The organism is Nocardia pseudovaccinii (genome assembly GCF_050942345.1).
GTDB lineage: Bacteria > Actinomycetota > Actinomycetes > Mycobacteriales > Mycobacteriaceae > Nocardia > Nocardia pseudovaccinii.
Genome location: NZ_CP192074.1, coordinates 460942 through 485979, shown reverse-complemented (window position 1 = coordinate 485979; position 25038 = coordinate 460942). Strand labels below are relative to the sequence as shown.

Annotated in this window: 18 protein-coding genes; 6 read left to right on the top strand and 12 right to left on the bottom strand. The window is 69.3% G+C overall.

Annotated features, from left to right (window positions below):
* Positions 1-460: 460 nt before the first annotated feature.
* Genes ACQPZ2_RS02220 through ACQPZ2_RS02200 form a run of 5 tightly spaced genes read right to left on the bottom strand, consistent with a single transcriptional unit; the run spans position 461 to position 6972 of the window.
* Entirely contained in the window at positions 461-736 is a 276-nt protein-coding gene (locus ACQPZ2_RS02220) for a hypothetical protein (protein ID WP_433524077.1), read from the bottom strand.
* Entirely contained in the window at positions 733-3714 is a 2982-nt protein-coding gene (locus tag ACQPZ2_RS02215; protein WP_433524076.1) for a PrgI family mobile element protein, read from the bottom strand. The genes ACQPZ2_RS02220 and ACQPZ2_RS02215 overlap by 4 nt, the downstream gene beginning before the upstream one ends.
* Positions 3711-5585 carry a hypothetical protein gene (locus tag ACQPZ2_RS02210; RefSeq protein WP_433524075.1) on the bottom strand — a complete coding sequence of 625 codons (1875 nt, stop codon included), beginning with the start codon at positions 5583-5585 and terminating at the stop codon, positions 3711-3713. Before ACQPZ2_RS02210 ends, ACQPZ2_RS02215 begins: the two co-directional genes overlap by 4 nt.
* A gap of 2 nt (positions 5586-5587) precedes the next feature.
* A complete protein-coding gene (locus ACQPZ2_RS02205; protein WP_433524074.1) occupies positions 5588-5995 on the bottom strand; it encodes a pilin in 408 nt (135 codons plus the stop codon).
* Positions 5986-6972, bottom strand: a complete 987-nt coding sequence (locus tag ACQPZ2_RS02200; RefSeq protein WP_433524073.1) for a hypothetical protein — start codon at positions 6970-6972, stop codon at positions 5986-5988. Before ACQPZ2_RS02200 ends, ACQPZ2_RS02205 begins: the two co-directional genes overlap by 10 nt.
* A gap of 480 nt (positions 6973-7452) precedes the next feature.
* On the opposite strand from ACQPZ2_RS02200, the gene ACQPZ2_RS02195 reads away from it, so the two are divergent.
* The 6 genes from ACQPZ2_RS02195 (at position 7453) to ACQPZ2_RS02170 (ending at position 15513) form a co-directional block, all read left to right on the top strand.
* Entirely contained in the window at positions 7453-8157 is a 705-nt protein-coding gene (locus tag ACQPZ2_RS02195; RefSeq protein ID WP_433524072.1) for a hypothetical protein, read from the top strand.
* An 86-nt stretch (positions 8158-8243) separates the two neighbouring features.
* Positions 8244-9272, top strand: a complete 1029-nt coding sequence (locus tag ACQPZ2_RS02190) for a TRM11 family SAM-dependent methyltransferase (protein ID WP_433524071.1) — start codon at positions 8244-8246, stop codon at positions 9270-9272.
* Positions 9269-11812, top strand: a complete 2544-nt coding sequence (locus ACQPZ2_RS02185) for a type IV secretory system conjugative DNA transfer family protein (protein WP_433524070.1) — start codon at positions 9269-9271, stop codon at positions 11810-11812. The genes ACQPZ2_RS02190 and ACQPZ2_RS02185 overlap by 4 nt, the downstream gene beginning before the upstream one ends.
* A gap of 166 nt (positions 11813-11978) precedes the next feature.
* Positions 11979-12899 (top strand): replication-relaxation family protein, encoded by a 921-nt coding sequence (locus ACQPZ2_RS02180; RefSeq protein ID WP_433524069.1) that lies wholly within the window; start codon positions 11979-11981, stop codon positions 12897-12899.
* A 7-nt stretch (positions 12900-12906) separates the two neighbouring features.
* Positions 12907-13920, top strand: coding sequence for an NlpC/P60 family protein (locus ACQPZ2_RS02175; protein ID WP_433524068.1), 1014 nt, complete (start codon positions 12907-12909; stop codon positions 13918-13920).
* Positions 13921-14046: 126 nt separating this feature from the next.
* Positions 14047-15513, top strand: a complete 1467-nt coding sequence (locus tag ACQPZ2_RS02170; RefSeq protein WP_433524067.1) for a cutinase family protein — start codon at positions 14047-14049, stop codon at positions 15511-15513.
* Positions 15514-15607: 94 nt separating this feature from the next.
* On the opposite strand, the gene ACQPZ2_RS02165 is transcribed toward ACQPZ2_RS02170, so the two are convergent.
* The 7 genes from ACQPZ2_RS02165 to ACQPZ2_RS02135 form a co-directional block, all read right to left on the bottom strand.
* Positions 15608-16030 carry a hypothetical protein gene (locus tag ACQPZ2_RS02165; RefSeq protein ID WP_433524066.1) on the bottom strand — a complete coding sequence of 141 codons (423 nt, stop codon included), beginning with the start codon at positions 16028-16030 and terminating at the stop codon, positions 15608-15610.
* Between the two features lie 138 nt (positions 16031-16168).
* Entirely contained in the window at positions 16169-17515 is a 1347-nt protein-coding gene (locus ACQPZ2_RS02160) for a hypothetical protein (RefSeq protein WP_433524065.1), read from the bottom strand.
* Between the two features lie 116 nt (positions 17516-17631).
* Positions 17632-18489 (bottom strand): hypothetical protein, encoded by an 858-nt coding sequence (locus ACQPZ2_RS02155; RefSeq protein WP_433524064.1) that lies wholly within the window; start codon positions 18487-18489, stop codon positions 17632-17634.
* 256 nt (positions 18490-18745) lie between these two features.
* A complete protein-coding gene (locus tag ACQPZ2_RS02150) occupies positions 18746-19180 on the bottom strand; it encodes a hypothetical protein (RefSeq protein WP_433524063.1) in 435 nt (144 codons plus the stop codon).
* Between the two features lie 210 nt (positions 19181-19390).
* A complete protein-coding gene (locus ACQPZ2_RS02145) occupies positions 19391-21091 on the bottom strand; it encodes a VWA domain-containing protein (RefSeq protein ID WP_433524062.1) in 1701 nt (566 codons plus the stop codon).
* A gap of 47 nt (positions 21092-21138) precedes the next feature.
* Positions 21139-22305: an AAA family ATPase gene (locus ACQPZ2_RS02140; protein WP_433524061.1), complete on the bottom strand. Its 1167-nt coding sequence runs from the start codon at positions 22303-22305 to the stop codon at positions 21139-21141.
* 804 nt (positions 22306-23109) lie between these two features.
* Complete coding sequence (locus ACQPZ2_RS02135) at positions 23110-24963, bottom strand: BTAD domain-containing putative transcriptional regulator (protein ID WP_433524060.1); 1854 nt, start codon at positions 24961-24963, stop codon at positions 23110-23112.
* Between the last annotated feature and the right edge of the window lie 75 nt (positions 24964-25038).

The window sequence follows — 25038 nt, the reverse complement described above, 5'->3', positions numbered from 1 at the left end:
GACGCGACAACAGCGACTTCCACGAACGCTTCGAGAGGTCGAGTTCTTCTGCCGTATAGGTCATTTCATCCCTTTCCCGTGTGTCGATGCCGTTTCCGCCGTGTCCGAATGCGGGTCCATGAACGCTCCCTACACCCGCCGTCGTCAAGCGAACCCCCGGGATTGCCCGCACGTGCGGCGTGCCTGCGGGATGTTCGGCACGACTCGTATCGGGCCGTCGCGCCGCCGATTCCCGGTCGGGCACATGGGAATCCGGCCACGCCGCAAAATGGCGGCAGACGCGCATTCCCGGCGGCGCGATACCTGATCCGGTCCCGGCGTCGGGTGTGCGTGTAACCCACCACCGGGGTGCATGGAATCTGGTCCCCGCGATCGGCGACAGCGCCGCGCGTCGGCATCCGGAAGGAGATGGTCGTGTGACGGCGCACCGGGACGGGGCTGCCTGTCGGGGGAGGTGTGGTCACGCGGCCGTGCGTTGCTCGAACACACTGGTGTGTGCGTGGGTGAGATCGGTCAGCAGCAGCGCAACCGCGAAGGTGGCCTGCGCGTGTTCGACACCGTTGCCGAAGGCGAGTAGTTGCGCGACGTGCGAGAGGGGAAGGTCGCTGACCCAGCCGGGTGGCAGTCCTTGCAGCCATTCCACGAATACGGGGGCCAGGTCGGGTACCGAGTGCAGCCGTCGCGGTGGGGTGGTCTGGGGCTGTGCTCGACGCGGGTGTGGCAAATCCGAGCTCATGCCGTCCGCCCGTCGAGGAATACCTCTTGTCCGCTGTCGGCATCGATGTCGTCATCGAGGTCTGCGGTAGCGGTCCCGGTGTCGCCGGGTTCGGTGAGTGGAGGCAGCGGTGCCAGCGTGTCGAGGTCGATATTGGTGTCGCCGTCATCGCCGGTGGTGGCGAGTTCGCTGGGATCGGTGGTGATCACAGCGTTTTCGGTGAGTGAAGCCAGCGATCCGAAGACGGCGCGGTCGGTGCCCCCGACAGCGAGCAGACCGCTACCGCGAGCGGCCGACAGCAGAAAGTGTTGTTCGCCGTCGGAGAGGTGGAACGCGGCGGCGACCTCGTCGATAGCTTGGGGGGCTTGACGCAGCAGGATCTGGGTGGCGGCGTTGGACACGATCGCCCGGCCCAACTCGGTGGACAACACGTCGGCGCAGTCCTGGGTGGCGACGGTGAGTCCGGCCCAGTGTTTGCGGAAACTCTTCGCGGCCCGGAACAGGAACTGCGCTCCGGCGGGCTGGCGCATGAGCAGCCACGCCTCGTCCACCGTGACCATCCGGGGCCGCCGGTCGGCCGGGTTGGACACTCGCCGCCAGGTCGCGTCCAGCACCAGCAGGGTGCCGATCGTCTTCAGCTCCTCGGGCAGTTCCCGTAGCGAGAACACCACCAGCCCACCCTCGGGATCGGTCGTGGTCGGCCCGTCCAACAACTCGGCATACGCTCCACCGCCGACGAAGGGATGCAATCCGGCGGCCAGCTCCTCGGCGGCGGGTGTGGCGAGGCGGGTGAGTTGTTCACGTAATCCGCTCAGGGTCGGTGCGGGCCGAGTCCAGGTGGCGGAGTCGTCGGTGATACCGGCCGCGGTGTAGGTGGCGGTCAGGGCGATGTCGAGTGCCGCCCGCTGCGCGGCGCTCTGGTCGCCGAGCAGAACCTGGATGAGGGTGTGCAGGAACAGTTTCCGTCGTGTCAGGGCATCGGCGGGGGCGCTGCGGCGACCGTCGGGGCGGGTGTGGATTTCCAGATCGAACGGGTTGAGCCGCTGCCCGGGTGCCCCGAGGCGGATGTGAGTGCCGCCCACTGCTTCGGCGAGGCGCCGGTATTCGTCTTCGGGGTCGATGATCACTTGCTCGATACCGCGATAGAGCGAGCGCAGGATCTCGGTCTTGACCAGATACGACTTCCCCGCTCCGCTACGGCCGAGCACCACCATGTTGTGGTTGTGGGCCTCGGGGGCGAACCGGTCCACGAACAACAGCCCCGACGCGGCGTCACGGCCATAGAGCACACCCTCGGGGCGGGCGGCCCGGACCGGATCGGCCACCGGCAGTTGTGGGGAGTCGAACGGGAACGCCGCCGCGAGCGCGGTGGTGTCGAAGCTGCGCCGCACCCGGATCACATCGAGGCCCAGGGGCAGGGTGGTGGCCCAGGCTTGAGCGGCGCGGTAGGCAAGGGTGCAGGTGTCCACGAGCAGGCTCGCGGCCAAAGCCCGCACCGCGGCGACCTCATCGGCCAGCTCGGCCTCGGTGTCGGCGTGCACTGTGAGGTACACACCCACCCGGAACAGCCGCGCCTCCGCCCGCGCCACCCGCGCCGACAGTTCGGCGGCGTCTTCGACCGCGACGTCGACGTGCGGGTCGGGCAGGCGGCCCCGACTCGTGTCGTGCATCCGGGACGACTCCAACCTGGCCAGCTGGCGGCGCAGCCGGGTGGCGGCGGTGACCGGGTCGACGGGGTCGATGTGCACGGCGACCTCGACCCGCCCGGGATGCGACAACAAAGGTGCGAGCCAGCCCGCTGTCACTTCCCGTGGATATCCGGTGACCGCGAGGGTCGCCGCCCAGTCGCCACCGATCTCGAGATGCCGGGTACCGATCGTCAGCGACTCCGGTGCGAACCCCGCCCCTTCTTCGGGCGCGAACGGGTCGTCGGGGAAGGAGTCGGGATCGGCGTCGGTGAATGCGGCGGCGGTGATGATGGCGTCGCGGGGTGCGACGTCGGCGGCGGCCGATACCAGGCCCTCGGGGTTGGCGCAGCTGGTCAGGACAGCGGTGGCCTGCACGTCATCGAAGGCGGTGACACTGATCCCCAACGGGCTGAGGGTGTCGGCGGCCTCGTTCATGCGCCGTAACAGCCGCGACTCCGCGCCACGACGCGCGGCGGCCGACAGGCCACGCCGAGCCCGCCCGCGTCCGAGCAGTCTCATGCCCGGCGAGGTCGCGGCGGCGGGGTTGTCGAGGGGTTCGCGCCATACCAGCAGCACCTGGCGGCGGGTGAGGTTCTCCCCGGCGGCCAGTTCGGCGAGGTGGTTGGCGTGGTCGTGGGCGGCGGCGGCCAGGTCCGGGGACATATCGGCGGTGGCGGTGTGCAAGCTGGTGAGGTGTGCGGTGAGGTCCAGGCGGGCCGAGCGCAGCAGGATCTGGACGGGTTGGCGCAGAGTGTGCAGCCAGCCCGCGAGTTGCCCGACGAGGCTGTCCTGTTCGGCCGGGGTACGCAACGCGAGGTTGAGGGTGCCCGCGACCGCAACGACAGCCAGCCCATCTGGCCCCAGGTCGATCACCCCGACGCCACCGGCACTGCTGCTGGTGACCGATTCCGGTAACCGCAACTGCTGCGCCGACAATGCCGCCGGAATCGGCGGGCGTGGCCGGGCTCGCGTGGCCCGGTCGGTGATCCAGCGCGGTGCGGTCGCGATCGCACTGCCGTCGGGTGCGGTCACCAGGTGACGCGAACGCCATCGATGTCGGATCGCGGCCCACAGCAGCAGGTCGGCCGGGAGCCCGTCACGGCGGGTCAGGATCGCGACGGTGACCACGGCCGCGATCGGGGCGGCGGCGGCCAGGAACACCAGCGGCGCGATCACGGCCCGGGTCGCGATCCACACCGAGTACAGCCCCAGTGCGGTGGTGGCGAGGATGGCGAGCTGGCGGGCGGTGAACGGCCCGATCAACCGGTCACTGCGCTCGACATCGGCGGGGATACGCACGATCGTCGTCATAGAAGCTTTCCTCCTCGGGGAGCACGCGGCGCGCGGCGACGCACCGGCAGATCGGGCAACGGCAGATGCAGTTGCCGCCCGGCCGACCGCGTCGGCGCTGGTGGTGGTTGGGGTGGTGTGGGCGGTGGTGGTGTAGGCCGGATGCGGGTCACCGGGATCGGCAACGGGTACTGGCCGCTGCGCAACGGCCGGAGGCGGTCGTAGGGGTCCGCTGGTGCGGGTGTCTCGAAGTCGAACGCGAGTTGTTGGGGTCGGCGGGCTCGTGGTGTCTTGGCCCGCGCTGGTGGTCGTGGTGGTTCGGCTGGTGGGTTGGGCCGGACCCGGGTCGCCGGGATGGGCAGTGGGTATTGGCCGTCGCGTCCGGGACGGATCCCTCGGTAGGGGTCGGGTGAGGTGAAGTCGAAGGCGAGTTGTCTCCCGCGCGGGGAGCGACCTGATGTGGTCTTGGACGCGGCGGTCGGCTGTGCGGGTGCGGGGGTCGGTTGCCGCCGGACTCGGTGCACGCCTTCCAAGGGCAGCATCAGCTGCCCGTCGCGGGTAGCGCGCACCCGCGCGTAGGGGTCCGGCGGCCCGGATGCGGCGGTACGTCGCCCGCGAGGTCGCGGCTGGGAGGGCGTGGCCGCAGCGCGCCTGGTGTTGCCGCCTTTGAGTAGGCCGAAGGTTTTGTAGACGACGTAGCTGCGCACGAGCGAGCCGACGAGGGTGCGGCCTTGGCCGATCCGCAGCACCGACAGCAGCCAGAACGGGGTCTTGATCAACACACCCATCAACGCCAGCGCCACGATCAGATCGACGATCCCGTTCGCGTTCGGGCCGAAGAAGTTCCATCCACCCGGGGACAGGAACACCCGCAGCACCGTCACCAGAGTCAGCGACTGCACCACCTGGATCGCCAGGCACGCCGCGAACGACCGCCACCACCACCGCGCCACCATCTCGAGGCCGGGCAGCGCGTGACACATCAACGCCAGCGGGGCCGCGACCACCAAGATGACGGTGACCGCGACGCGCACCACGTAGGAGACCAGCAGCACGACCAGCATCACCACCAGCACGACCAGCAGCAGGATCGTGAAGGTCCCCGGCGCCGTGCCGCCGGTCGAGGCCAGCTGGGTCAACGCGGCGGCGGCGGAGTCGGAGTCGACACCGTCACCGGCGAGGGATTGGGCCAGCGCGTTGGCGAACCCGATCGCCAAGGTGGCGATCACCATGCTCATCGCTGCGGCGATGAACCCGAGGACCAGCCGTGGCACCAGCTCCCGCCACGACCATCGCGTCTGCAGGGTTTCGCGCACCATCAGCAGCACCCCGGCGGCCATCACCAGCAGCCCGTACAGCGCGAGCACCAGCTGCGACGATTGGGTCCACAACGCGCCGACCTGCGGCAGATCGGCCGGTTCGGGGGTGGTGAGCAGGGTGTGCGATACCAATTCGAGCAGCGGGTTGAGCGCGGAGTCGACCAGACGCTGGAAGAACCCGTCGATCGCCTTCGCCACACACCCGGAGATGTTGCTCACCCCGCACTCGCCGGCCCCCGGCCCCGACCCCGTCGAGCCCGGGGTGGGGACCGTGGAGTCGGGGACGCCCGGGGTGGGCGAGGTCGGGCTGGTGGTGGGTGGAGGCGTGATCCAGCGCGACGGAGGCGCCGTGGTCGGGGCCGGTGTCGTGGTGGTGGGTGCGGGTGTCGCCGGAGCCGAGGGCACCGGCACGGGCGGCGTCGGTGGTGGTTGCGCGGCGGCACTCATCACACCGGTCAGGGTGATCAGCACCGCGGCGAGCGCCACCGCCACGGTGGCCGCAGCGGCCCGGAGGATGCGTTGTGCCCGCCGCAGCGAAGCGAGGGTGGGCCGGGCGGGAATCGGGGCGCTCACAGTCAGGCCCCCACGATCGATTTGAGGACTTCGACGATCAGCGGTGCCAGCATCGCCAGCGCGTACCCGAGGCACGCCGCGCGGAAGGCGCTTTTGGCCTTCTCCATCTCGGCCGGATCACCCGCCCCGATCACATAACGCGCCCCCGCGACCGTCAGGCACACCGTCGCCAGGGCGGCGAGGATCCCGATCAGCCAGTTGCGCAGGTTGTCGAGCACCTGATTCAGCGACGACGCGATCGCCAGCACCGAAGACTGCGGTGGTGTGGCCGCCGCCGAACCGGCCGCCAGCACCAGGATGACCGCCACCGCGCAGGCCGCCACGGGGATCGTCCACCATCGCCGGACACTCCCGCGCCGCCCCCGGCCCACGAGTGCTGCGACGGTATCGGGGAGTCGGGTCACGCGCATGACCGCACCTCCTGGTCACCGATGGTCGGATCCACGGGAGCGGGCGAGTGCCCGGCCTCGCCACTGCCGGATTCCGGAGTCCGCCGCCTGCGCGAGGCCCGCCCGCGGACTCGTTGTGCCGACCGCCCGGCGAGGTCGGCGGCAGCGGCGCGGTCTTCGCGTGGCGGTGCGTTGAGTGCGTAGGCTTCGATGGCGCTGGTGTATCCCGCGTCCAGGGCGCGCTCGCCCAGCCAGGCGAGGAGTCGGGCTTCGGCGCGTCGGCGTTGTTTGTGCAGCTTCCAGTGGGAGTGCCCGCGTTCGGCGGCGAGTGAGGTCAGCGAGCGGCGCTCCCACCGCGACACCACGATCAACTCCGCCGCCGCCGCGGTGATCACCCCGGCGGCGACGGCCTCGGCGAGCACCGTCTCGGGGTGGCCGGGCTGGGCCAGGATCACCCGCGCACGGTCACCGAGCAGGTCCAGGGCGAGGGCGAGGTCGGCGACCGGCTCGGTTTCGGTGTCCCGCTGCTGGGCCGCCCTGATCGCGGCGCGGTAGACCGCCCACCGCAGCCGGTGCCACAGCACCGGCCGATCCAGCTCGACACAGCCCAGGTGCGTGAGGAACCCCGTCAACACCTCGGACTCGATGTCGTTGCGGTACCTGGTGCCCCGCGCGGCGAACAGCCTCGCCATTGCCGAAAGCATCGGCACCGCCAGAGCGGCGCACACCAGCGTCGCGTCGCCACCTTGTTCGCGAGCCCGCTCGATCAGCCACACCCAGATCGCGTCGACCTGCTCGATCGGCAGCGCCCGATCCCACAGCAACTCGCGTAACCCGTCCCACGACTCGACCGGACTTCCCGGCGGGCTCGGTACCGGTCGCGGGTCGGCGGGCAACGGCTGCCCGGCGATCCGGTCGAACGCCGTCCACACCACCGCCAAAGGCGACCGCTTCGACCCGCTGCGCCCTGAAGAATTCCCGTACTTCGAATTCGTCACCATCAACTCCCTGCTCGGTGGAAAAACGAAAAACTTTCGACCTCACAAGGACACCGGAGACCCACACCCAAAACACACCCAAACCACCCCCAAAACACACCCGCGATACACCCAAAACACATCCGCGACACCCCCACCCGGATGCGTTACCAACCGGCACACCACCGGATCCGGCCGGTCACATGCCCGGATGCAGCCCTGCTACCAGGGTTGGTGTATCGGCGGGTGTGTTTTGGGTGTGTTTTGGGTGTGACTCGAAACCGGCTGTGGCAATCATTCAGAATCTGCGGAAAAAAATTTTGTATTAGATCGAATGCCCGGAACGCTCCGCGCTTTCCGAGAGGCGATCGTGCGGACCGATTTCGGTCCCACACAAAATTCGTTCGAAAAGTTTTGTTCGCGTGTGTCCAAAAATGGCGTTTTCGGCGGAAGTGAATTAGTAGAGACAGTTTTTCTTCCCACCGTCAGGAGCGCTCCCGCATGACCGCGAAATCCCGCCAGCATCCATCCCGGTCCGCCACCGGCCACACGGCCACCTCAGCCACGTTGGTGGTCCCCTCGACCCTGTGGGCCACCGGAAGCGACCCCCTCGGTCCCACCGACCGATGGCCCACCCCGATCCTGTCTCGCGCGGTGCGCGAGTTCTCCGCTCCCGGCGACCGGGTGTTGTTGATCGGCTGGCCCGCCCCCATCACTCGCGGCCCGCTGCGCGTGGCAGAGCCGGACACGGCGGCGGCGCTGGAAACGGTGCAGACCCTGGGCCGCCACCCCAACAGCGACCCAAACCCCGCCACCGGCACCGGCACCGATGAGGCGGTGGATCTCGTGGTGGTCAGCCTGCTGGCCGATCACCTCGACCCGGTGGCCGCCGCCGAACAGATCGCCACGCTGGCGGTGGCGCGGATGGCGATGGGCGCGCTGCTGGTCGTGCTCGGTCGCTGCCGCCACAGCCGCTCCGGGGTGCTCATCGACCCGGCCGGTGCGGTCGTGGCCGCCGCCCAAGCCGCCGATCTGCTCTACCTCCAGCACATCATCGCCGTCCCCGTCACCGGCACCACCATCACCGCCACACCGCCCGCCGACGCACCTGACTCGGGCGCCGATCGGGGGGTCGCGCACGCCGTCGCGCACACCGACGTATTCGCGTTCCTACTGCCCCGCTGCGAGGAGCCCCTCCCGCAATGACACCTCCCGCCATCCCCGTGCCCCCACCACCGGCGTCGCAGCCACGCCGAGGCGCCACCGACCGACCGATCTCGCGAAGGACCCCGATGACTCTCGACTCCACCACCCCCGACACCACAAACCCCGGCACAGTCGACTCCGGCACCGCGACCGGGACCGGTCCCGCCGTGGTGCCGGTGTCGGTGTGGGCGACGGCCCAGAACGCGCCCACGGTGCAGCGGCGGGGCCGCTATCACCCCGACAGCGTGGCCCACCCGGCGAAGATGTTCCCCGCGATCGTCCAACACGCCGTCGCGACCTACACCCGTCCCGGTGACCTCGTGCTGGACCCGATGTGCGGGATCGGCACCACACTCGTCGAAGCCCTCCACCTCGGCCGCCACGCGGTCGGTGTCGAATACGAGACACGGTGGGCGGAGTTGGCGCGCACCAACATCGGGCTCGCCCGTGAGGCGGGTATCGATCTCGATGCCGCTGTCTACACCGGTGACGCCCGCAAACTGGGCACCCTGCTACCGCCCGAGTTGCGGGGGCGGGTGGATCTGGTGATCACCTCTCCGCCGTATGGCGACTCCGTCCACGGCCACGTCCGTGTCCGCGCGGGCGAAGGTGTGCACAAATCCAACCACCGCTACGGCGCGGTCCTCGATCGCGGCAATCTCGCCAATGTCGGGCTCGGCCGTCTGCTGTCGGGGTTCACCCGCATCCTGACCGGTGCCGCCGAATACCTCGCCCCGGGCGGGCATGTGGTGATCACCGCGCGGCCGTGGCGGCAGCACGCGGAGTTGGTGAATTTGCCCGCGCACCTGATCACCTGCGGCACCCTGGCCGGGCTGGTCCCGGTCGAGCGCTGCGTCGCGCTACTGGGGCGGCTCGCTGACGGGGATCTCGTCGCTCGCAGCAGTTTCTTCCAGCGTGATTTCATCGTCAAGAACCGTGCGGCCGGGCTGCCGATGCACCTGATCGCGCATGAGGACGTCGTCATCCTCCGCAAGCCCGAAAACTGCTCGGCGACAACCGAATCCCGGGGTTCTCGTGCGGTACTCCAGTATGGCTCAGCCCCGTTCTGGGGCGCGGGTGCGACCGCTGGCGAGTCCGGGGCGGTGGCCGCGTGAACACCATCATTGCGAGCCCTGAGCGGGGGTGGCTGGGCCGGTTCATTCTCACACCTGGTGCGGTTCTGCGTGATCTCGCCGACACCATCGTGCACGGCGTGTTCTCGCCTGCTGCGATCGCAGTGGTTCTGGGGGTGGCCGGGGTGCTCGCCGCGGTGCGGGCGGTGGCGAGGCTGCGGCGACGCCGGCTGAGTGCGCGTGCTCGACAGGTCACCGTGCTCACCCCACCCGAGGTCGACGCGAAAGGCGCGCTCGCGTTCTGGTCGCATCTGATCGGGCAACTGCGCCCGCCGTGGGCGCGGCTGCTGTTGGGGCAGCCGCATCTGGGGTTCGAGTACACCGTGACTCCCGAAGACGGGGCCGCGATCCGGCTCTGGGTCCCCGGTGCCATTCCGCCCGGGTTGATCGAACGCGCGGTCGCCTCCGCGTGGCCCGGCGCGCACACCGACACCAGCAAGACCACCCGACCCCCGCTGCCCGACCCCGCCAATGACACCCGGCGGATCATGGCGGGAGGTGAGTTGCGGTTGGGCCGCCGTGAAGGGTTGCCGTTGCGCACCGACTACAGCGGCGATCTGGTGCGGGACCTGATCACCGCCGCCGACGACCTCGCCCCCGGCCAGGCCGCGTGCGTGCAGATCCTCGCCCGCCCGGTCACCGGCCGCCGCGTCGCCCGCGCCACCCGCAAAGCCGGGGCCGCCGGAGCCGCCGGGGCAAGCACCGGGTTCGTGGTCGCGCTGTTGCGCGATGTGTTGAACCTGCTGGCCCCGGGACCTCTCACCCGGCCCGCACGCCCGAGCGGCACGACGGGCGCCGCAAGCGGGGCGGCGGGCGACCGGCAAACCGCGATGGAGTACACCGCCGCCGCCCGAGCGGCTGCGGTGAAAGCGCGCGGCCCGCACTGGGAGACCGTCGTGCGCTACGCGGTCTCGATCCCGGTCCCCGACCATCCCGACCGGGCTGCGGTCTCCCAGGCGCGGTCGGTGGCACGAGGACGCGCCGACGCCCTCGCCACGGTGTTCGGGGCCTGCACCGACCACAACTACTACCGACGACGCCACCGCATCCGACTCGCCCGGCTGCTGGGCGAGCGGCGGCTCGGGCGCGGGGACGTGTTATCGGTACCCGAACTCGCCACGATCGCGCACCTGCCCACCGACGACGGGCTACCCGGGCTGCAACGCGCCGGAGCCCGCGCCCTGTCCCCGGCACCCCAGATCCCCACCGCCGGACCACATACGAAACCACTCGGTGTCGCCGATACCGGTGGTCGCCGCCCGGTCGGGGTCAAGGTTTCCGACGCCCGCCACCACCTACACATCCTCGGCCCCACCGGCGTCGGCAAGTCCACACTGCTCGCGCGGATGATCCTCGATGACGCCGACGCCGGACGCGGGACGATCGTCGTCGACCCGAAAGGCGACCTCGTCACCGACGTCCTGTCACGGCTGCCGTCCCGCCTCGGGGATCGGGTCGTGCTGTTCGACGCCGACTCGCCGGCACCGCCACCGTGTGTGAACCCCCTCGACATCGGCCGGATCGGGCGCGCGGGCCTGGATTTGGCGGTGGACAACCTCGTCACCGTGTTCCACCGCATCTTCAGCCAATGGTGGGGGCCGCGCACCGATGACATCATGCGCGCGAGCCTGCTCACCTTGTGCGCCCAACCTGGTACCGCCACCCTGGCCGATCTGCCTCGCCTGCTCACCGAACCCGCCTTCCGCAACCGGGTCACCCGCACCACCGCCGACCCGGTCCTGCGCGGATTCTGGGACAGCTACGAACAACTCACCGACACCGGCCGAGCCCAACTCATCGGGCCACTACTCAACAAACTGCGGGCGTTCCTACTGCGACCGTTCGTGCGCTCGGCCATCGCGGGCGGACCCTCCACCGTCGAATTCGCCGACATTCTCGACCACGGCGGAATCTGCCTCGCCCGCTTACCGAAAGGCTCACTCGGGGAGGAGACCAGCCGCCTGGTCGGCTCCCTGCTCGTCGCCCGCACCTGGCAGGCGGTGACTGCCCGCGCCCGCATTCCCGCCGCAGACCGCCCCGACGCCGCGCTCGTCCTTGACGAGGCGCAGAACTTCTTGAACCTGTCCACCCCGGTCGAGGACATGCTCGCCGAAGCCCGCGGACTACGCCTGTCACTGCTACTGGCCCACCAGAACCTCGGACAGCTCTCCCGCGAGCTGCGCGACGGCATCTCCGCCAACGCCCGCAACAAAATCATCTTCGCCGTGTCCCCCGACGACGCCCGTGATCTGGCCCGCCACACCGACCCGTGGCTGTCCGAGCACGACCTGACCCATCTCGACGCCTTCCACGCCGCCGCACGGCTGCTGGTCGACGGACAGAACGCGCGACCGTTCACCCTCACCACCCGGCCGTTGCCAGCGCCGACTCCGGGGCGTGCCCGTGAGATCGCCGCCGCCGCCCGCGCCCGCCTCACCACACCCGACAACCCCGCATCCGGCGGCAAACCCGCCGTCCCGAACGGCGCGGCACCCGCCGGACGCGACCCCCGGCTGCCCTAACGGGCCACACCCCATCCGCCCCGCCCCCGGGGACGAGGACGCCGTTCCCCGCGTCCTCGTCCCCGAGAAAGGCTCAACCACGCCGATGATCGCCCACCCTGATCGGCAAGCCGATTTGCGCGCGCCCCGCCCCGCCCGATCCCGGCCCTCGGGATCGGAGAAGGTGGTGGTTCCGTTGACCGGCCGTGACCGCTGGATTCTGCGGATGCTGCACGAGCATCGCGTCCTGACCACCGGCCAGCTCGCCGAGCTGGCCTTCCCGACCCCCAAGATCGCCCGCCGCCGCCTGGCGATACTCCACGACTACCGGGTCCTGGACCGGTTCCGGCCCCTGCGCACCCGAGGCAGCGCCCCCTCTCACTGGACACTCGCACCCGCCGGAGCCACCGTCCTCGCCGCCGAAGCCGCAACCAGCGTCCGCGAACTCGGCTACAACCACCAACAAACCCTCGCCATCGCCCACAGCCTGCACCTGACCCACACCCTCGGCGTCAACCAATGGTTCACCACCCTCACCACCCACCACCACGACGGAGACGGTCGGGTGGTGGCGTGGTGGTCACAGACCCGCTGCCAGCGGCTGTGGGGCGACCTCGCTCGCCCCGACGCCTTCGGCCGCTACACCCACACCGGGCTGGTGTTGGACTTCTTTCTCGAATACGACCTCGCCACCACCGCCCTGCCCCGCGTCGCCGCGAAGCTGCACGGCTACAGCGAGCTGGCCCGCACCACCGGCGTCATCACCCCCGTCCTGCTCTGGATGCCCACTCTTCTGCGCGAATCCAGCGCGCGCCACGCCGTGGCCCAGACGTGGGCACGGCTGCCCGACCCCGACGCGGTGCCGGTCGCCACCGCCGCCGCCGAACTGCTGGCCTCCATAACCGATCCGAGCCCCGCCGACCGGGTGTGGCTGCCCCTCGACACAACCGAGACCAGCCGTCTGCGCCTGCACGAGCTGGCCGCGGTGTGGCCGCGCCGCACCGGGCCGGGCACCGATATCGACGCCGAGCCCAGCGCGGCCACCCTCGGCGGGCAGGTCATGCTCGCGCCGCCACCACCACATCCGCCGACCCTCGAGGGCCGGTGAGAAGGCGATGCTGGTCAAGGTCCTCGGCGCGGGATCTGCCGCGGTCGTGTTCTGTGTCGTCGTGATCGCCGCCGTGGTCACCACCGTCATCGTCTACGACCAGCCCCTGCCCGCCCCCGGCTCGTCCGCGGGGGCGGGCAGCACACCGAGCCCCCAAGCGCGAGAAGACATCCCACCGGAGCTGCTGGTGCTCTACCAGAACGCCGCCGGTGATTGCCCTGGCCTGGACTGGTCGGTGCTCGCCGCGATCGGCAAGATCGAAACCGACCACGGCCGCTCACCGCTACCAGGCGTGCAGACCGGGGAGAACTCCGCCGGGGCCGGGGGGCTGATGCAGTTCCTGGACCCGACCTTCGATGCCGTGGTGACCAGGCACCCCTTGCCTGCGGGTGGGGCGAGTCCGCCCTCGCGCTACAACCCGAGTGACGCCATCCACGCCGCCGCCCACTACCTGTGCGACTCCGGCGCACCCGCTGATCTGCGTGCGGCGATCTTCGCCTACAACCACGCCGACTGGTATGTGGACCAGGTCCTGGCCCAAGCCAGCCGTTACCGGCTCGACCCACCACCGGGCAGCGGCGACTGCCGAACCGTCCAAGCCTCCAGCCCCGCTGCCGCACAAGCGATCTCGTTCGCGTGCGGCCAGCTCGGCCAGCCCTACGTGTGGGGCGGCAACGGCCCCGCCATCAACGGCGGCTGGGACTGCTCCGGGCTCACCCAAGCCGCCTACCGGACCTCCGGAATCACCTTGCCTCGCACCACCTACGACCAAATCCACACCGGCGCGCGCATCCCCGAAAACCAGCTCGCCCCTGGTGATCTCGTGTTCTACGGCACCACCGACAACAACGTCCACCACGTCGGCCTGTTCCTGGGAGCCGGGCGGATGGTGCACGCGCCGGATGTGGGACAGCCGGTCCAAGTCAGTGACTACCGCTATCCCGGTGACGACTACTACGCCGCTACTCGCCCCGCCGCCATTCCCCCTGCGGCACAGAGCGATTCGCGCGCCTCACCGTAGCCCGACGCCGGGGCTCGCTGTTCGACGAATACCGAACACTACCCCGACCTTTCGAAAACGTCTCGGAGACCACGAATCCCGGCACCAGGACACCGACTCCAACCCCGGACAGGAGATCGCATCACCATGCGCACCCGCCACCACACCCACTCTCGGACCGCCCGCACCCACCATTTCGCTCGTGCGCTGCTGTGCGCCGCCGTCGCCACCGCGACCGTCGTCGGGGCCGGTGTCGCCGCCGCAGACCCGACACCGGCCCCCGCCGCCGCGAACTGCCCGCGCTGGACCGCGCTGCTGGTACCGGGCACGTCCGAGACCACCCCGGCCGCCGACCCGGCGCGGCCGGTGGGGATGCTCGCCCCGCTCGCCGAGGGCCTGGCCGCGCGCTACGGCAGCGCCATCGACGTGCGCACTCTCGCCTACACCGCCGACGCGGCCCCCTACGCCACCTCGCAAATCCAAGGCGGACAAGCACTCACGGCCACCCTCGCCCGATTGTGCTCGGGTACGCGGGTGGTGCTCGCCGGCTACTCCCAAGGCGCCGATATCGTCGGTGACCTCGCCACCGCGATCGGCAACAACCGAGGCCCAATACCCGCCTCCCGAGTCGTGGCGGTCGGACTCGTCTCCGACCCGCGCCGCGACCCCACCACCACCCAGCTCGGGGATCCCGTGTCCGGCCAGGGCATCGCCGGTCCCCGCCCCCACAACTTCGGTGACCTCACCGACCGTGTCCGCACTCTCTGCGCCGAGGGTGACCTCTACTGCTCGACCTCACCCCAGGCATCACCGGCCCTCACCGCGGTAGGCCGCGCCGTCACCTCCACCCCAGTCCCGGACTCGACGTCGGCCGCGATGCCCAGCACGAGCACGGGCACGAGCGGGACAGCACCGGCCACGATCCCGGCCTCAACCGCAGGACTGAATCCCTCGCAGGTCATCGAGCAGGTGGTCACCGTGCTGGGTGGGCTGGCCGGGTTCGCCGCGAACCTGCCCGCCATCATCAATGACCTCGCCCAGCTACCCGCGCTCGTCGCCACCGGCGACATCCCCGGCCTGCACCGGGTCGCAGGAGACCTGAACAACCAGTTCAACCCCCTGGTTAGCATGGTCGCCGGTATCGATCTGCATCTGGTGGCTCGGGCGTTGATGTTGGCCGCGCCGTTGGACGCCTCGGGCTGGGTCGGGGTCGCCGCTCAGATCGTCGGGCTCCTCGCGGGTCTGGACATCGGACGGATCGCCACCGACATCGGGCAAGCACAGGAGATCGCCTGGAGCGCCCTTCAGAAACTCGCCGCGGGTGACCCTCTCGCGGCGCTGCTCACGCTGTCGGGAGTCGTCACCGTCGTCACCGTCGTCACCGACATCCTCGCGGCCACGGCTTCCGCGTTCACCGGAACCCAGTTCGGCTCGCTCGCCCAGACCTACACCGCCACCACCAGTCCCGCTACCAGCACCGCGCTGGGCGATCTGGCCCGCCAGGGCAGCGACGCCGCCCGATTCGCCGCCACCGGAGTCCACGTCAACGGCTACGCCACCGCCACCGCCGCGCTGCTGGACTGGCTCGAACACGCCATCGATCACGCGACATAGACCGACACACCAGCCCTTGCACAAATAAAGCGGCCGGTGGGGCCGAGCAGATCTTCTGCTCGGCCCCACCGGCCGTTTCAGGGGTGCGGGCGGGTTAGTGGTTCATCGGGTCGTGGCGGGGGCGTGTGTGCGGGTCTGGGGCATGGTTGACGCGCAGCCGCCACGTCGGCACCAGCGCGACCGGGTCGTCGGGGGCGGGGTAGGTGGTGGTGACCGCGCGGGCAGCGCTGCCGGGGTCAGTGTAGGTGATACCGGTCAGCGGCCCCGTGGTGATCCGTACGGCGGCGATCCCGGGGTGGTAGTCGGCGTCGGTGCGCTGGTTGCGGTACACGGTGAACACCGGAACCCACTGTGCTGGTGCATCGGGTTCGGCGGGTTCGGTGGGGGTGGTGAGTTGGCGGGTGGCCTCGGCGGTGACCGCCAGCCACATCTCGAGACTGTCGACGCCGTGGCGCGACGACGCGAACACCTGATGCAACGCCGCCGCGACGACGGCCGGGGTGGAAGTGATGATCATGACCGGTAAAGCCTTTCCATGAAATGACAAACGAGATCGGACGAGATGACCGGTGCCCGGCACCCCGGGGCCGAGCCCTTGGTCCCGGGGCCGCACAAGGCAGCGGTCAGGCGGTGGCGAGGGCGAATGTTGTGGAATTCATCGTCGATCCGTTTTGAGGGCCAGGGCTACCGTCCAACGGTGCGGGCCTATGCGATCGATGGCCTTGGCCGTGATGTCGTCGATGTGCTCGCTGAGCGGGCTGTTGGGGTGTCGAGCCCACTCGAGGGTTCGCCGCTCGGCTTGTTCGGCGTTGTCGGCGTCGATGGCCACGACGACGACTCGGTCGCGGTCGGGGCAGCCGGGGTCGTGGCTGAGCCGCTCGACATGCCAGCTCACCGACGGTGCCTCGGGCGAGCCGACCGGGGACGGACTCGGCGGTGTGCCGATTGGCGGTTCATCGGGTGTTATCAACTCTGCCAGGGGCATTCGAGGAGGCGTTGGCGATGAATTCATGATCGCGTTGGCGGCGGCCGACGGGTTGTCGAAGACACGGCCGTCGGGCAGCATCAGTCCGTCGGCGGTGATCACAGCCGAGAGGCTGGAATCGGGCATTGTCAGGGTCTGGCCCGGCTTGAGTTGTCCGGTGTCGAGCAGTTCGCGGATGGTTACCCGTCGGGTGCGCGGGAACGGGAACGGGTCGTCGAAGTCGTGGTCGAGCTGCCATGACGGCGCGCATTCCGTGCAGATGGTGCCGTTGTCATGCTCACACGCGGTGGGCGGCACGATCCGCAGACGAACATTGCGGGTGGCCTGTACTCGTTCTCCGGTGTCGAAGTAGGTGAACGACTCGTCCAAGTGAGCGATCAGCACCCGCTCGTCGGGCTCGTTGTTTCCCACGTCTGCGGCACCGACAGACCCGACGGCATCGGCGGGTGCGGGCGGGGTGTCCGGGACATGGTGGGCGATCACGTCATCGCCAGCGGTGAACCGGTACACGACTCCGCTGGTGATGCCGTTGTCGTAGCCGTCGAGCTCATCGATCTCGACCGCGACGTTGTGACCGTCCTGGGTTGTCAGCTCCGGCGACAGTGTCGCGTGCGGCCCGGTGATCGCTTGCGCGTGTTGCCACGCAACCGCGTATTCGGCGAGGGTGCCGCACACCACCTCGCCGTTCTCTTGGTAGGTGTAGCGCGGCCCCAGGCTTCGGATCGCGGCGGCCACGATGTCGCCGGTCTTTTCCGTGCTCGCCGTGTCTTGTTTCCATATCTGGTATGCCGCAGCGATTTCCGGGTGCCGCTGGCAGAGCGTGTCGACGATAACCTCACGAGTCAGACGTTCGTTGGTCCCCAGCCCGCCCGGCTCTTGGAGGAACACACGGTTGAATTCTTCGAGCTGATCCAAGAATTCGAGGGTGTATCCGAGTTCGGCAGTGCTCTTACTGTCGGCGTATTTGGTCAACTCGGCGCGCGCCTGTCCGTCGGGCGGGTGGCTGGAATTCGTCATTGAGAGTCTCCTGTCATCGGTGGATCGGTCGATGCGATTCGATAAGGGTGCGAATGTGGGGCGAAACACGTGGCATCGGTCGTTTCAGTTGCCCCGATGCCACGCGTGTCGCTCGGTTACGTTGCGGCGAAGCGGAATTTCTTCGGCGCGGCCGATGTTTGTGTGGCGACATCGGTTTCGGTGAGCTTGACCAATGCGTTGTGCACGGCCCCGCTCGATCGGGTGATCGCTTTCCCGATCTGGTGGGGGCTGAATTCGGTGTCCGGGTGATCGCGCAGGAAGTCCTCCACCTGTCCCCGCAGCGCACCCGGAGCCAGCCGCTCCGGTGACTCGGGTTGCGCCGCTGCCGCATCGGGAACGGGGGCTTGGGTGTCGGGGGCAGGGTCGGCGGGTTCGTCGCCCGTGGGGGCGGCTACGGCCGGTTCCGGCTGTCCCGTGTCCGGCTGTCCCGTGTCCGGCTGTCCCGTGTCCGGCCCGGGGTCGGCGGGTTCGGGCGCGGTGCCGCTGTCGGGCTGCGCCGTCGCGCCGGATTGCGAAGACACCGAACCGATCACGGGTTCGCTCGCCTCAACGGCAACGGGTTCTGCTTCCTCAACGGCGGCGGGGGCGGTCGGCTCAACGGCAACCGGTTTCGTCCCGGCGGGTTCGGCGGGTTCGGCGGCGGTGGCCTTTCCGACGGTGGTCCAGGTTTTGGCCGCTCGTGGGGAGTCCGGGTCGCGGTGGGAGCGGGCGGTCCCGGCGGTTTCCCAGCCCAACAGGATGCGTCGCGCGGTGGAACCGGCGATCCCGGCCGCACCCGCCAACTCGTCGGCGGTGAATCCGGGATTATTGCCCAACGCCACCCACAACGCTTTCTCGGTGTCGGTGCGCAGCACGGGCACACCCGCGACCGGATCGCCGCCCGCAGCGGTGGTGGTGGTGGTGGTCGGGTCGGTGGTGCCCGGTGCCGGGCGGGTGGTGTTTTTGTTTTTCATTCGTGCGGACATGACGGGTCCCTCCATGAATTACGGGATTTCGGTGGATGTTTCGGTCATGTCCCGGCCGGGGCGGAAACCACGCCGTATCGGGGAAAATCCCCCGGGGGTTCGGCGTCGTTCCCATCACTATGGACGCTCGATACCCGTGCCGATGTCAAGCGGAACGTGAAAACAATGATCCACGACCGAATTCCTCTCGTCTGTCGCCGGAATTCGAATATTGCGAGAGGAATTCGACTCTTCCGCATTTTGGTCAGTCGTCGTCGGGTATCAGGTCGGCGGTGGTGAGGTCGGTGTGCAGGTCGTGTAGTTCGGCGAGGTCGGCGTCGAGTTCGCGGGCGTCGAATTCGGCTGGGTCGTCGCCGGGGTCGGGCAGCTGCCCGTGGCGCAGGGTGGTGGCCAGGGCGGCGAGCCGCTGAGCGAGTGCCTCGGCCTGGTCGGCGAGCTGGTCACGCCGCGACTCGTGGAGGTCGGATGCGTGGGCGCGCTGGGCCGTGAGTAGCTCGCGCATCTGCTGGTGCCATCCCTCGCTGCCGCCGTCGGCGGGCAGCAGATGCCACGGATGAGCCCGACCACGCGCGCCTTCCGGTGTTCGCACCCAGCACACGAGGATGCCGTTGCGGAGGTGCACATCGGTGACCGTGGCGCGTAGGTCGGGCTGATCGGCGGGTGTGACCTCATCACCCACCCGGATCGGGCAGTCTGTCAGTCGGCACCGGGGGCTGTGAGGATGGTTGCGGGGGCGGTTGCCGTGTCATCGTCTGTCATCGCGGGGGTTCCTTCCGGGATTGCATGGGTTGTCGAAAATGCTTGCGGGGAAGCGAGATTCAGCGGGTACCTGAACGGGCGGGCCGCTAGCGTGGCGCGGGGTTCACTGCCCCGCGCCACGGTGGCGGGGTTATGCGGTGCGTACCGCTGCCACGGCGGCGCGGGCGATAGCGGCGGCGGTGTCGGCGGGGTTGGTGAGTATGTGCACGGTCGCGCCGGTCAGCGGTTTGGCCCGTGTCACGTTCGGGGTCAGCCACAGCACCGCGCAGCCGTTGGCGCGCAACCGGTCCAGTCGCTTCTGTGCGGCGGCGCGGGGCTCGGCACGGAAGCGGCCGTCGGAGATGATGACCAGCAGGCGGGTGTTCTCCGGTCGGGATAGTCCGAGGGCACCGTCGAGGGCATCGATGGCGGTATCGATGGCCTCGTAGAGGGCGGTGGCGGCGAAGTCGGTCACCTTCTGCGGCGCGGTGCCGGGGTAGGTGACCGGCAGCACCTTCTCACCGAAGGTGAGTGTGGCCGTTTCCGCTGGCATCACTGCGAGTTTCGCGCTGGTGGCGATGATCCAAGCAGCGGAGGCCACCTCAGCGGTGTAGTCGTCCATCGACCCCGACACGTCACACGCGATCCCGATCCGCAAGGGTGGCACCGGAACGGATTTGCGGGTGGTGCGAGTGAACGGTTGCGCGGTCGGAACCGCCCCGGCTGCGCGTTGGGCATCACGCGCCAGCACCCCACGCATCCACAACCGGCCCGGCGGCAGCGCCGAGGTGGTCTTGGTGACCGCACGCTCGCGCTGGCTCGCGGTATTCAGCGCCCGCGCCAGCACCCGCGCGGCGGCTCGTTCATTGTCGCGAGGCACACGGGTGGTGCGCCCGGTACTCCGGCCAGTGCGGGGACGTTTGCCGAATACATTCGCCGCTGTCGTGTCGGCGCGGTCGGTGTGGCGGGCCTCCTGTCGCGCGGCCCGGTCGGCGACGTCTGCCGGGTCGGGTGGGAGTGGATGCGCGGCAACGTTTTTCGCGACGTTCCCGAGTGCGCCGGTGACAGCTTCGCCCAGTGGGGAGCCTGGTTGCGGGGTGGTGTGGGGTTCGGGGCCGACCAGTGCGGCCCAGCGTCGCCCGAGTTCGATCATGCCGGTGGTGTTGGTGTCCGACAGGCGGTGCGCGATGCGCCACAGGGTCCGCAATTGCCGCAGGGTGTCGCGGCCGAGCACGGTCTCGATGGCGGTGGTGGCGGGTGCGCATTCGGTGGTGTCGAGTACGCCCGCGTCGATGCGGGCCAGCATGAGCGCGGCGGTGTGGGCGGCGGCGTAGCGGGTGGGCGCAAGCTGGGCGGTGGCCAGTTCGCCGCCGGTGTCGGCGAAGACCAGCTCTCGGGTGCTCGCGCGCAGCCAGTGCCGGTCGGTGGGTCGGCGGCGTAGTTGGGCGGCCTCGATGCGGGACTCCTCCAACAGCAGTGCCGCCCCTACGATTTCCGGGTGCGCGGTCGGGGGTGGGGTCCAGCGGCTGTGGGTGGCGTGAGCGCATTCGTGGGTGAGCGCACCCCAGGTGGGGGCGTAGCGGTTGCGGTCGGCATTGCGCCACGGGCGGGCGGTGGCAGGGTCGATGCCCAGGTTCGCGCCCTCGATAGCGATGGTGGCCAGGGCCGGAACGAACATCGCGAGCCCCCCGTCGGCTGCGCCGGGGGCGATGACCACGGTGAGGTCGGCGCGGTCGGCGATTGCCGGGGTTTCGGTGGTCATCGCATCGGACAGGGTTTCCCACCCGGTGCGGGCGGGTGGTGCGGCGGTCGGGGCGGTGGGGGTGGTGATCACGTGCGGGGCGGTGGTCATGGCGGGGGGTGTCCTATCTCCGAGTAGTGGTGCGGGGGTGTGGGTTTTTAGAGGCGGGTGCCCAGGGACAAGGGCTCGAGGGTGGCACCGAAAACGGTTTTGACGACCTCGGCGACGATGGCGCGGTCTTCCTCGGGCGCGGTGCCGATGAGGTTGGCGGCGGCGGTGAGTGCGCTGGTGGCGGTGGCGATCTTCTGGAACGCCAGCAGTTCCCGCAGTTGCGGTGCCCACCCGATCTCCGCTTTGGCTTGGCGGGTGGACAGATTGCGGGCCACCCGCACCGCTAACGGATTCACCCCGAGGCTGGTGGCGAGGTCGTAATCGCTCGAGACCTGCACCTGGAACGCGAAACGGCTCGCCAGGGCATCGGACAGGGTCGCCCCGTGCACTCCGGGGTTGTGGCCCGCGCAGATGTAGAACCCGGGCTCGGCTGTGATGACCTCGCCACCGTTGGCTTTGATCACGATCTCGCGGCGTCCGTCCATCGCCGGATACACACACGACAGCACGCTCGGGGCGATGAGGGTCGCGTCGTCGACGAACAGCACCCTGCCCTCACGCATCGCCCTCACCAGTGGGCCGTGCACGAACACGAAGGTGCCGTCCGGGGCTTGGGTGTACTCGCCCACGAAATCAGCGACCGTGGTGTCGCCATCGCCCTGCATGGTCAGCAGGTCACCGAACGCAGCCTCGATCAACGACGTCTTGCCCGTTCCGGGCGGCCCGTACAGCAGCACCGGGACCTCACCGGCGCGCATGGTCCGCAACACATCCACATCAGCGCTACCCGCGAGCTTGCGCGGGTGGTAGAGCATCCCGTTCGGACGCGCCACCGGCCCGCTCGTCGGTTTGCCAGCACGGGGCCGCTTACGCGGGGCGGGCACGGCGGGGGCGGGGGCCGCCGGGGCCGGGGTAGCGGGCGTGGTAGGGGCCGCCGGGGCAGGTGTGGCGGGGGCGGTAGCGGCGGCGGCGGTGTGGGAGTTGGCGCGGTAGCGGCGCGGTGCGCTTCCGGTGCGGTCGGCGTGACCGGCGGTGGTCAGTGCCTCGAGTGCGTTGCCGACAGCACCGGAGGAACGCGCCAGGGTTTTCGCGATCTCGCGGGGGGAATGCTCGCGCCCCGGATTATCGGCCAGGACACCGGCGACCATGCGCCGCAATTCACCATTACCCAACCGGGCACCGGAAGCGGGTACCGGGGCAGCGGGTGATGTCATTTCATCTCCTGAAAGTCGAACCCAATTTCACGTACACATCACGCGGATCGTGGCATACGTGTGGCGAGGTCACCAATGGGATTTTCGTGAATTCCCCGGCGAATTCCGGGGCACGTCTCGACGCTAGCTCGGCTCGCAGCGCGACCGCAACCCGAAAACACAATAATTTCCGGAATTTCTTCCGCGAGCCTGTCTATTCGACAATGCAAGGCAGGAATGAAATGCGCACAGCCAAGCTCAATCGAGACGACGACACCGACGACGAAATAAAAAGATAAAGAAAAAGAATGACAGAGATGAACAGGACAAAGGGGGACACATAGATATCCGCAAGGGTATGAACAAGCCCGGCATGGACGCGAGGAGGCCGGGGCGACCGCCGGTGAAGCATGTCTATATAGCTTTGTATATAGACAATCCTGGATGACATCCAGCCGGAGATATACCGTATGAGCAGGGGTTTCGCCGCGTCCGGGTGGGGCGTTTTGACCGCCCCACGGAATGCCCCACCGAAGACCCCACGGAATGACCCACCAATTGACCACGCCAAGATCGCGGAGCAGTGACCCGTTCCAGAATTTATCCACGACGTCGCCCGAATAAGTCTCGAATACCGAGAATCAAATGCATATCCATCCCGGATCGGACGATTATTCAAGGACGGAACAGCGACATTGTCATTATATAAACAATTCTGTCCAGAATTAGTGTTGCACGACGAGAAGATTTGTGATTCCGAGTATTTCGGGTGTGCGGCCACCGTTTCTCTCACCTCCGTCCGATGGTGATCGGTGTTGATGGATTCTATTTTGTGGTGTGGCGGAGGTGTTCGAGGAGTTGGTGTGTTTCGTGGCTCGGGGATTCGCCGATCTCGGCGAGTTTATGGGTGAGCAGTGAGTAGGTGCGGGCGAGGGCGTCGTGTTCGCCGAGGCGGGCGTGTAGGCGCAGGATGTCGTGCCAGAGGATTTCGTTGTAGGGGTCTTTCTCGATGGCTGTTTCGAGTAGGCCCAGGGTGGCGCGGGGATCGAGTTCGGTGTTGCGTGCCAGCCAGCTCAGTGCGTTGAGACCGTCGCGGCGCGCGGCTTCGCGCAGCGGTTCGACCCAGGCGTCGGTGAGGTCGGTGGCCAGGGCGGTGGTCGCCAGAGCAGCGATGCGGCGGCACGCGGCGGCCTGGTCGGTGTCACCGCTGGCGCGGCGGCGTTCGGCCACGGCCGCGGTGAGTTCCCAATAGTCGACGGTGATCCCGATCTCGGAGAGCCGGTAGTGCAGCCGGTCGTCGGTGAGCAGTCCGGTGACCTGGCCGTCGGTGGCGGTGGCGATGGCGGTGCGCAGACGGCTCAAGGTGTTGGTGAGCGCGCCGCTGAGCCGGTCGGGGGGATGCTCACCCCAGAGGACATTGGTCAGCTTGGACCGGCTCAGTCCCTCGGGGTGCAGGGCGAGCACGGCGAGGACCTCCCGGCTGCGTGGCTGCAAGCGGGCGGTGATCTCCACATCCTCACCGCCCCCGGGTGCGCGCCAGAGGATCCGGGTCGGCCCGAAGATCCTGATCGCCAGCACAGGCTCGCCCCTGCGCTGCGCTGTGCTGGGGATCGTCGGCGGCGGGCTCGGGGGCTCGGGATGGTGTTGCGGGGCACCGGGGTCGGCGGGTCGGTCGTCCTCGTGCGGGTGGGTCTGGGCCTCGGTGTCGCTGGGTGCGGTGTGACCCGGTGCCGGTACGCGGACGGGAGCGGAGGGGGGCTGGGTGCGGGCCGCAGCCGTGTCCGGCGACGGTCGCGGGCCTACGGGCGCGGGTGTGGTGGCGGGGTCGAGCCGGTACACCGTGGGCGACGGGGCCGAGCCGCGGCGAGCGACGGCGGCGGGCTGGCGGGTCGGCGGGCGAATGCACCGTTGCTGGGCGTTGCTGGCCGGTCGTGTCGGACGTAGCTGTTCACGCACGGCCGCCGCGATGGTGCGGGCGGCCGGGAGCAAACGAGGACCGCGACGCGGCTGCCGAGTCCCGTGCACCAGCGCTACGGCCGAGTCCCGCGCGCTGGGCAGGACTCCCAACACCGGCAGGGCAAGGGCCGTGGCGAAGTCGTTGTGCGGGCTGGCCCCGATGAGCAGCACACCACGGCTGCGGCAGTACTCGGTGAGTCGCAGGATGCGCAGGGCGGCGCGTTCGGGATCTGTGCGCTCGGGGCGGACCACGACCAGGCAGGCGTCGGCGGCGGCCAGGACCGGCGCGAGGGTCGAATCCGGTTCGAACGCACCGCAATCGGCGAACACTGTCGCCCCGAGGGCTCGCCAGCTTGCGTGCGTACCGGCCAGCAGCGAGGCGGTCAACCCCGCGCGAGTCGCGTCCGGGCCGGGTGGTGCGGCCAGTACTGGCACGCCGTTGGGCAGGAACTGCACGTGCTCGAGCAGTCGGTCGGCCTGCACGGGTGCGTTCGGGTCGATGGTGCGAGCCAGGCTCGCCAACCCCAGATACGGGTCAGTCCCGACCAATTCGGCCAGCTGCCCGCCTGCGGTGTCGGCCTCCACAACCAGCGCGGCCTCGCGACCGGGCCAGGCTCGGGCCAGAGCCACCGCCGTGGTCGTGGTGCCGGCACGCGGCCCCAGCCCCGCGACCGCGATCAGCAGCGGCGCCTGCGAGCCCGCGCCCGCCGGTGTCGGGCTCACGAGGACACGCTCGTGCCCGCCACGACAGAGAGTGTCCGACGGCACTCAAAGTTCCGACGTAGCGGGCGGATTCGG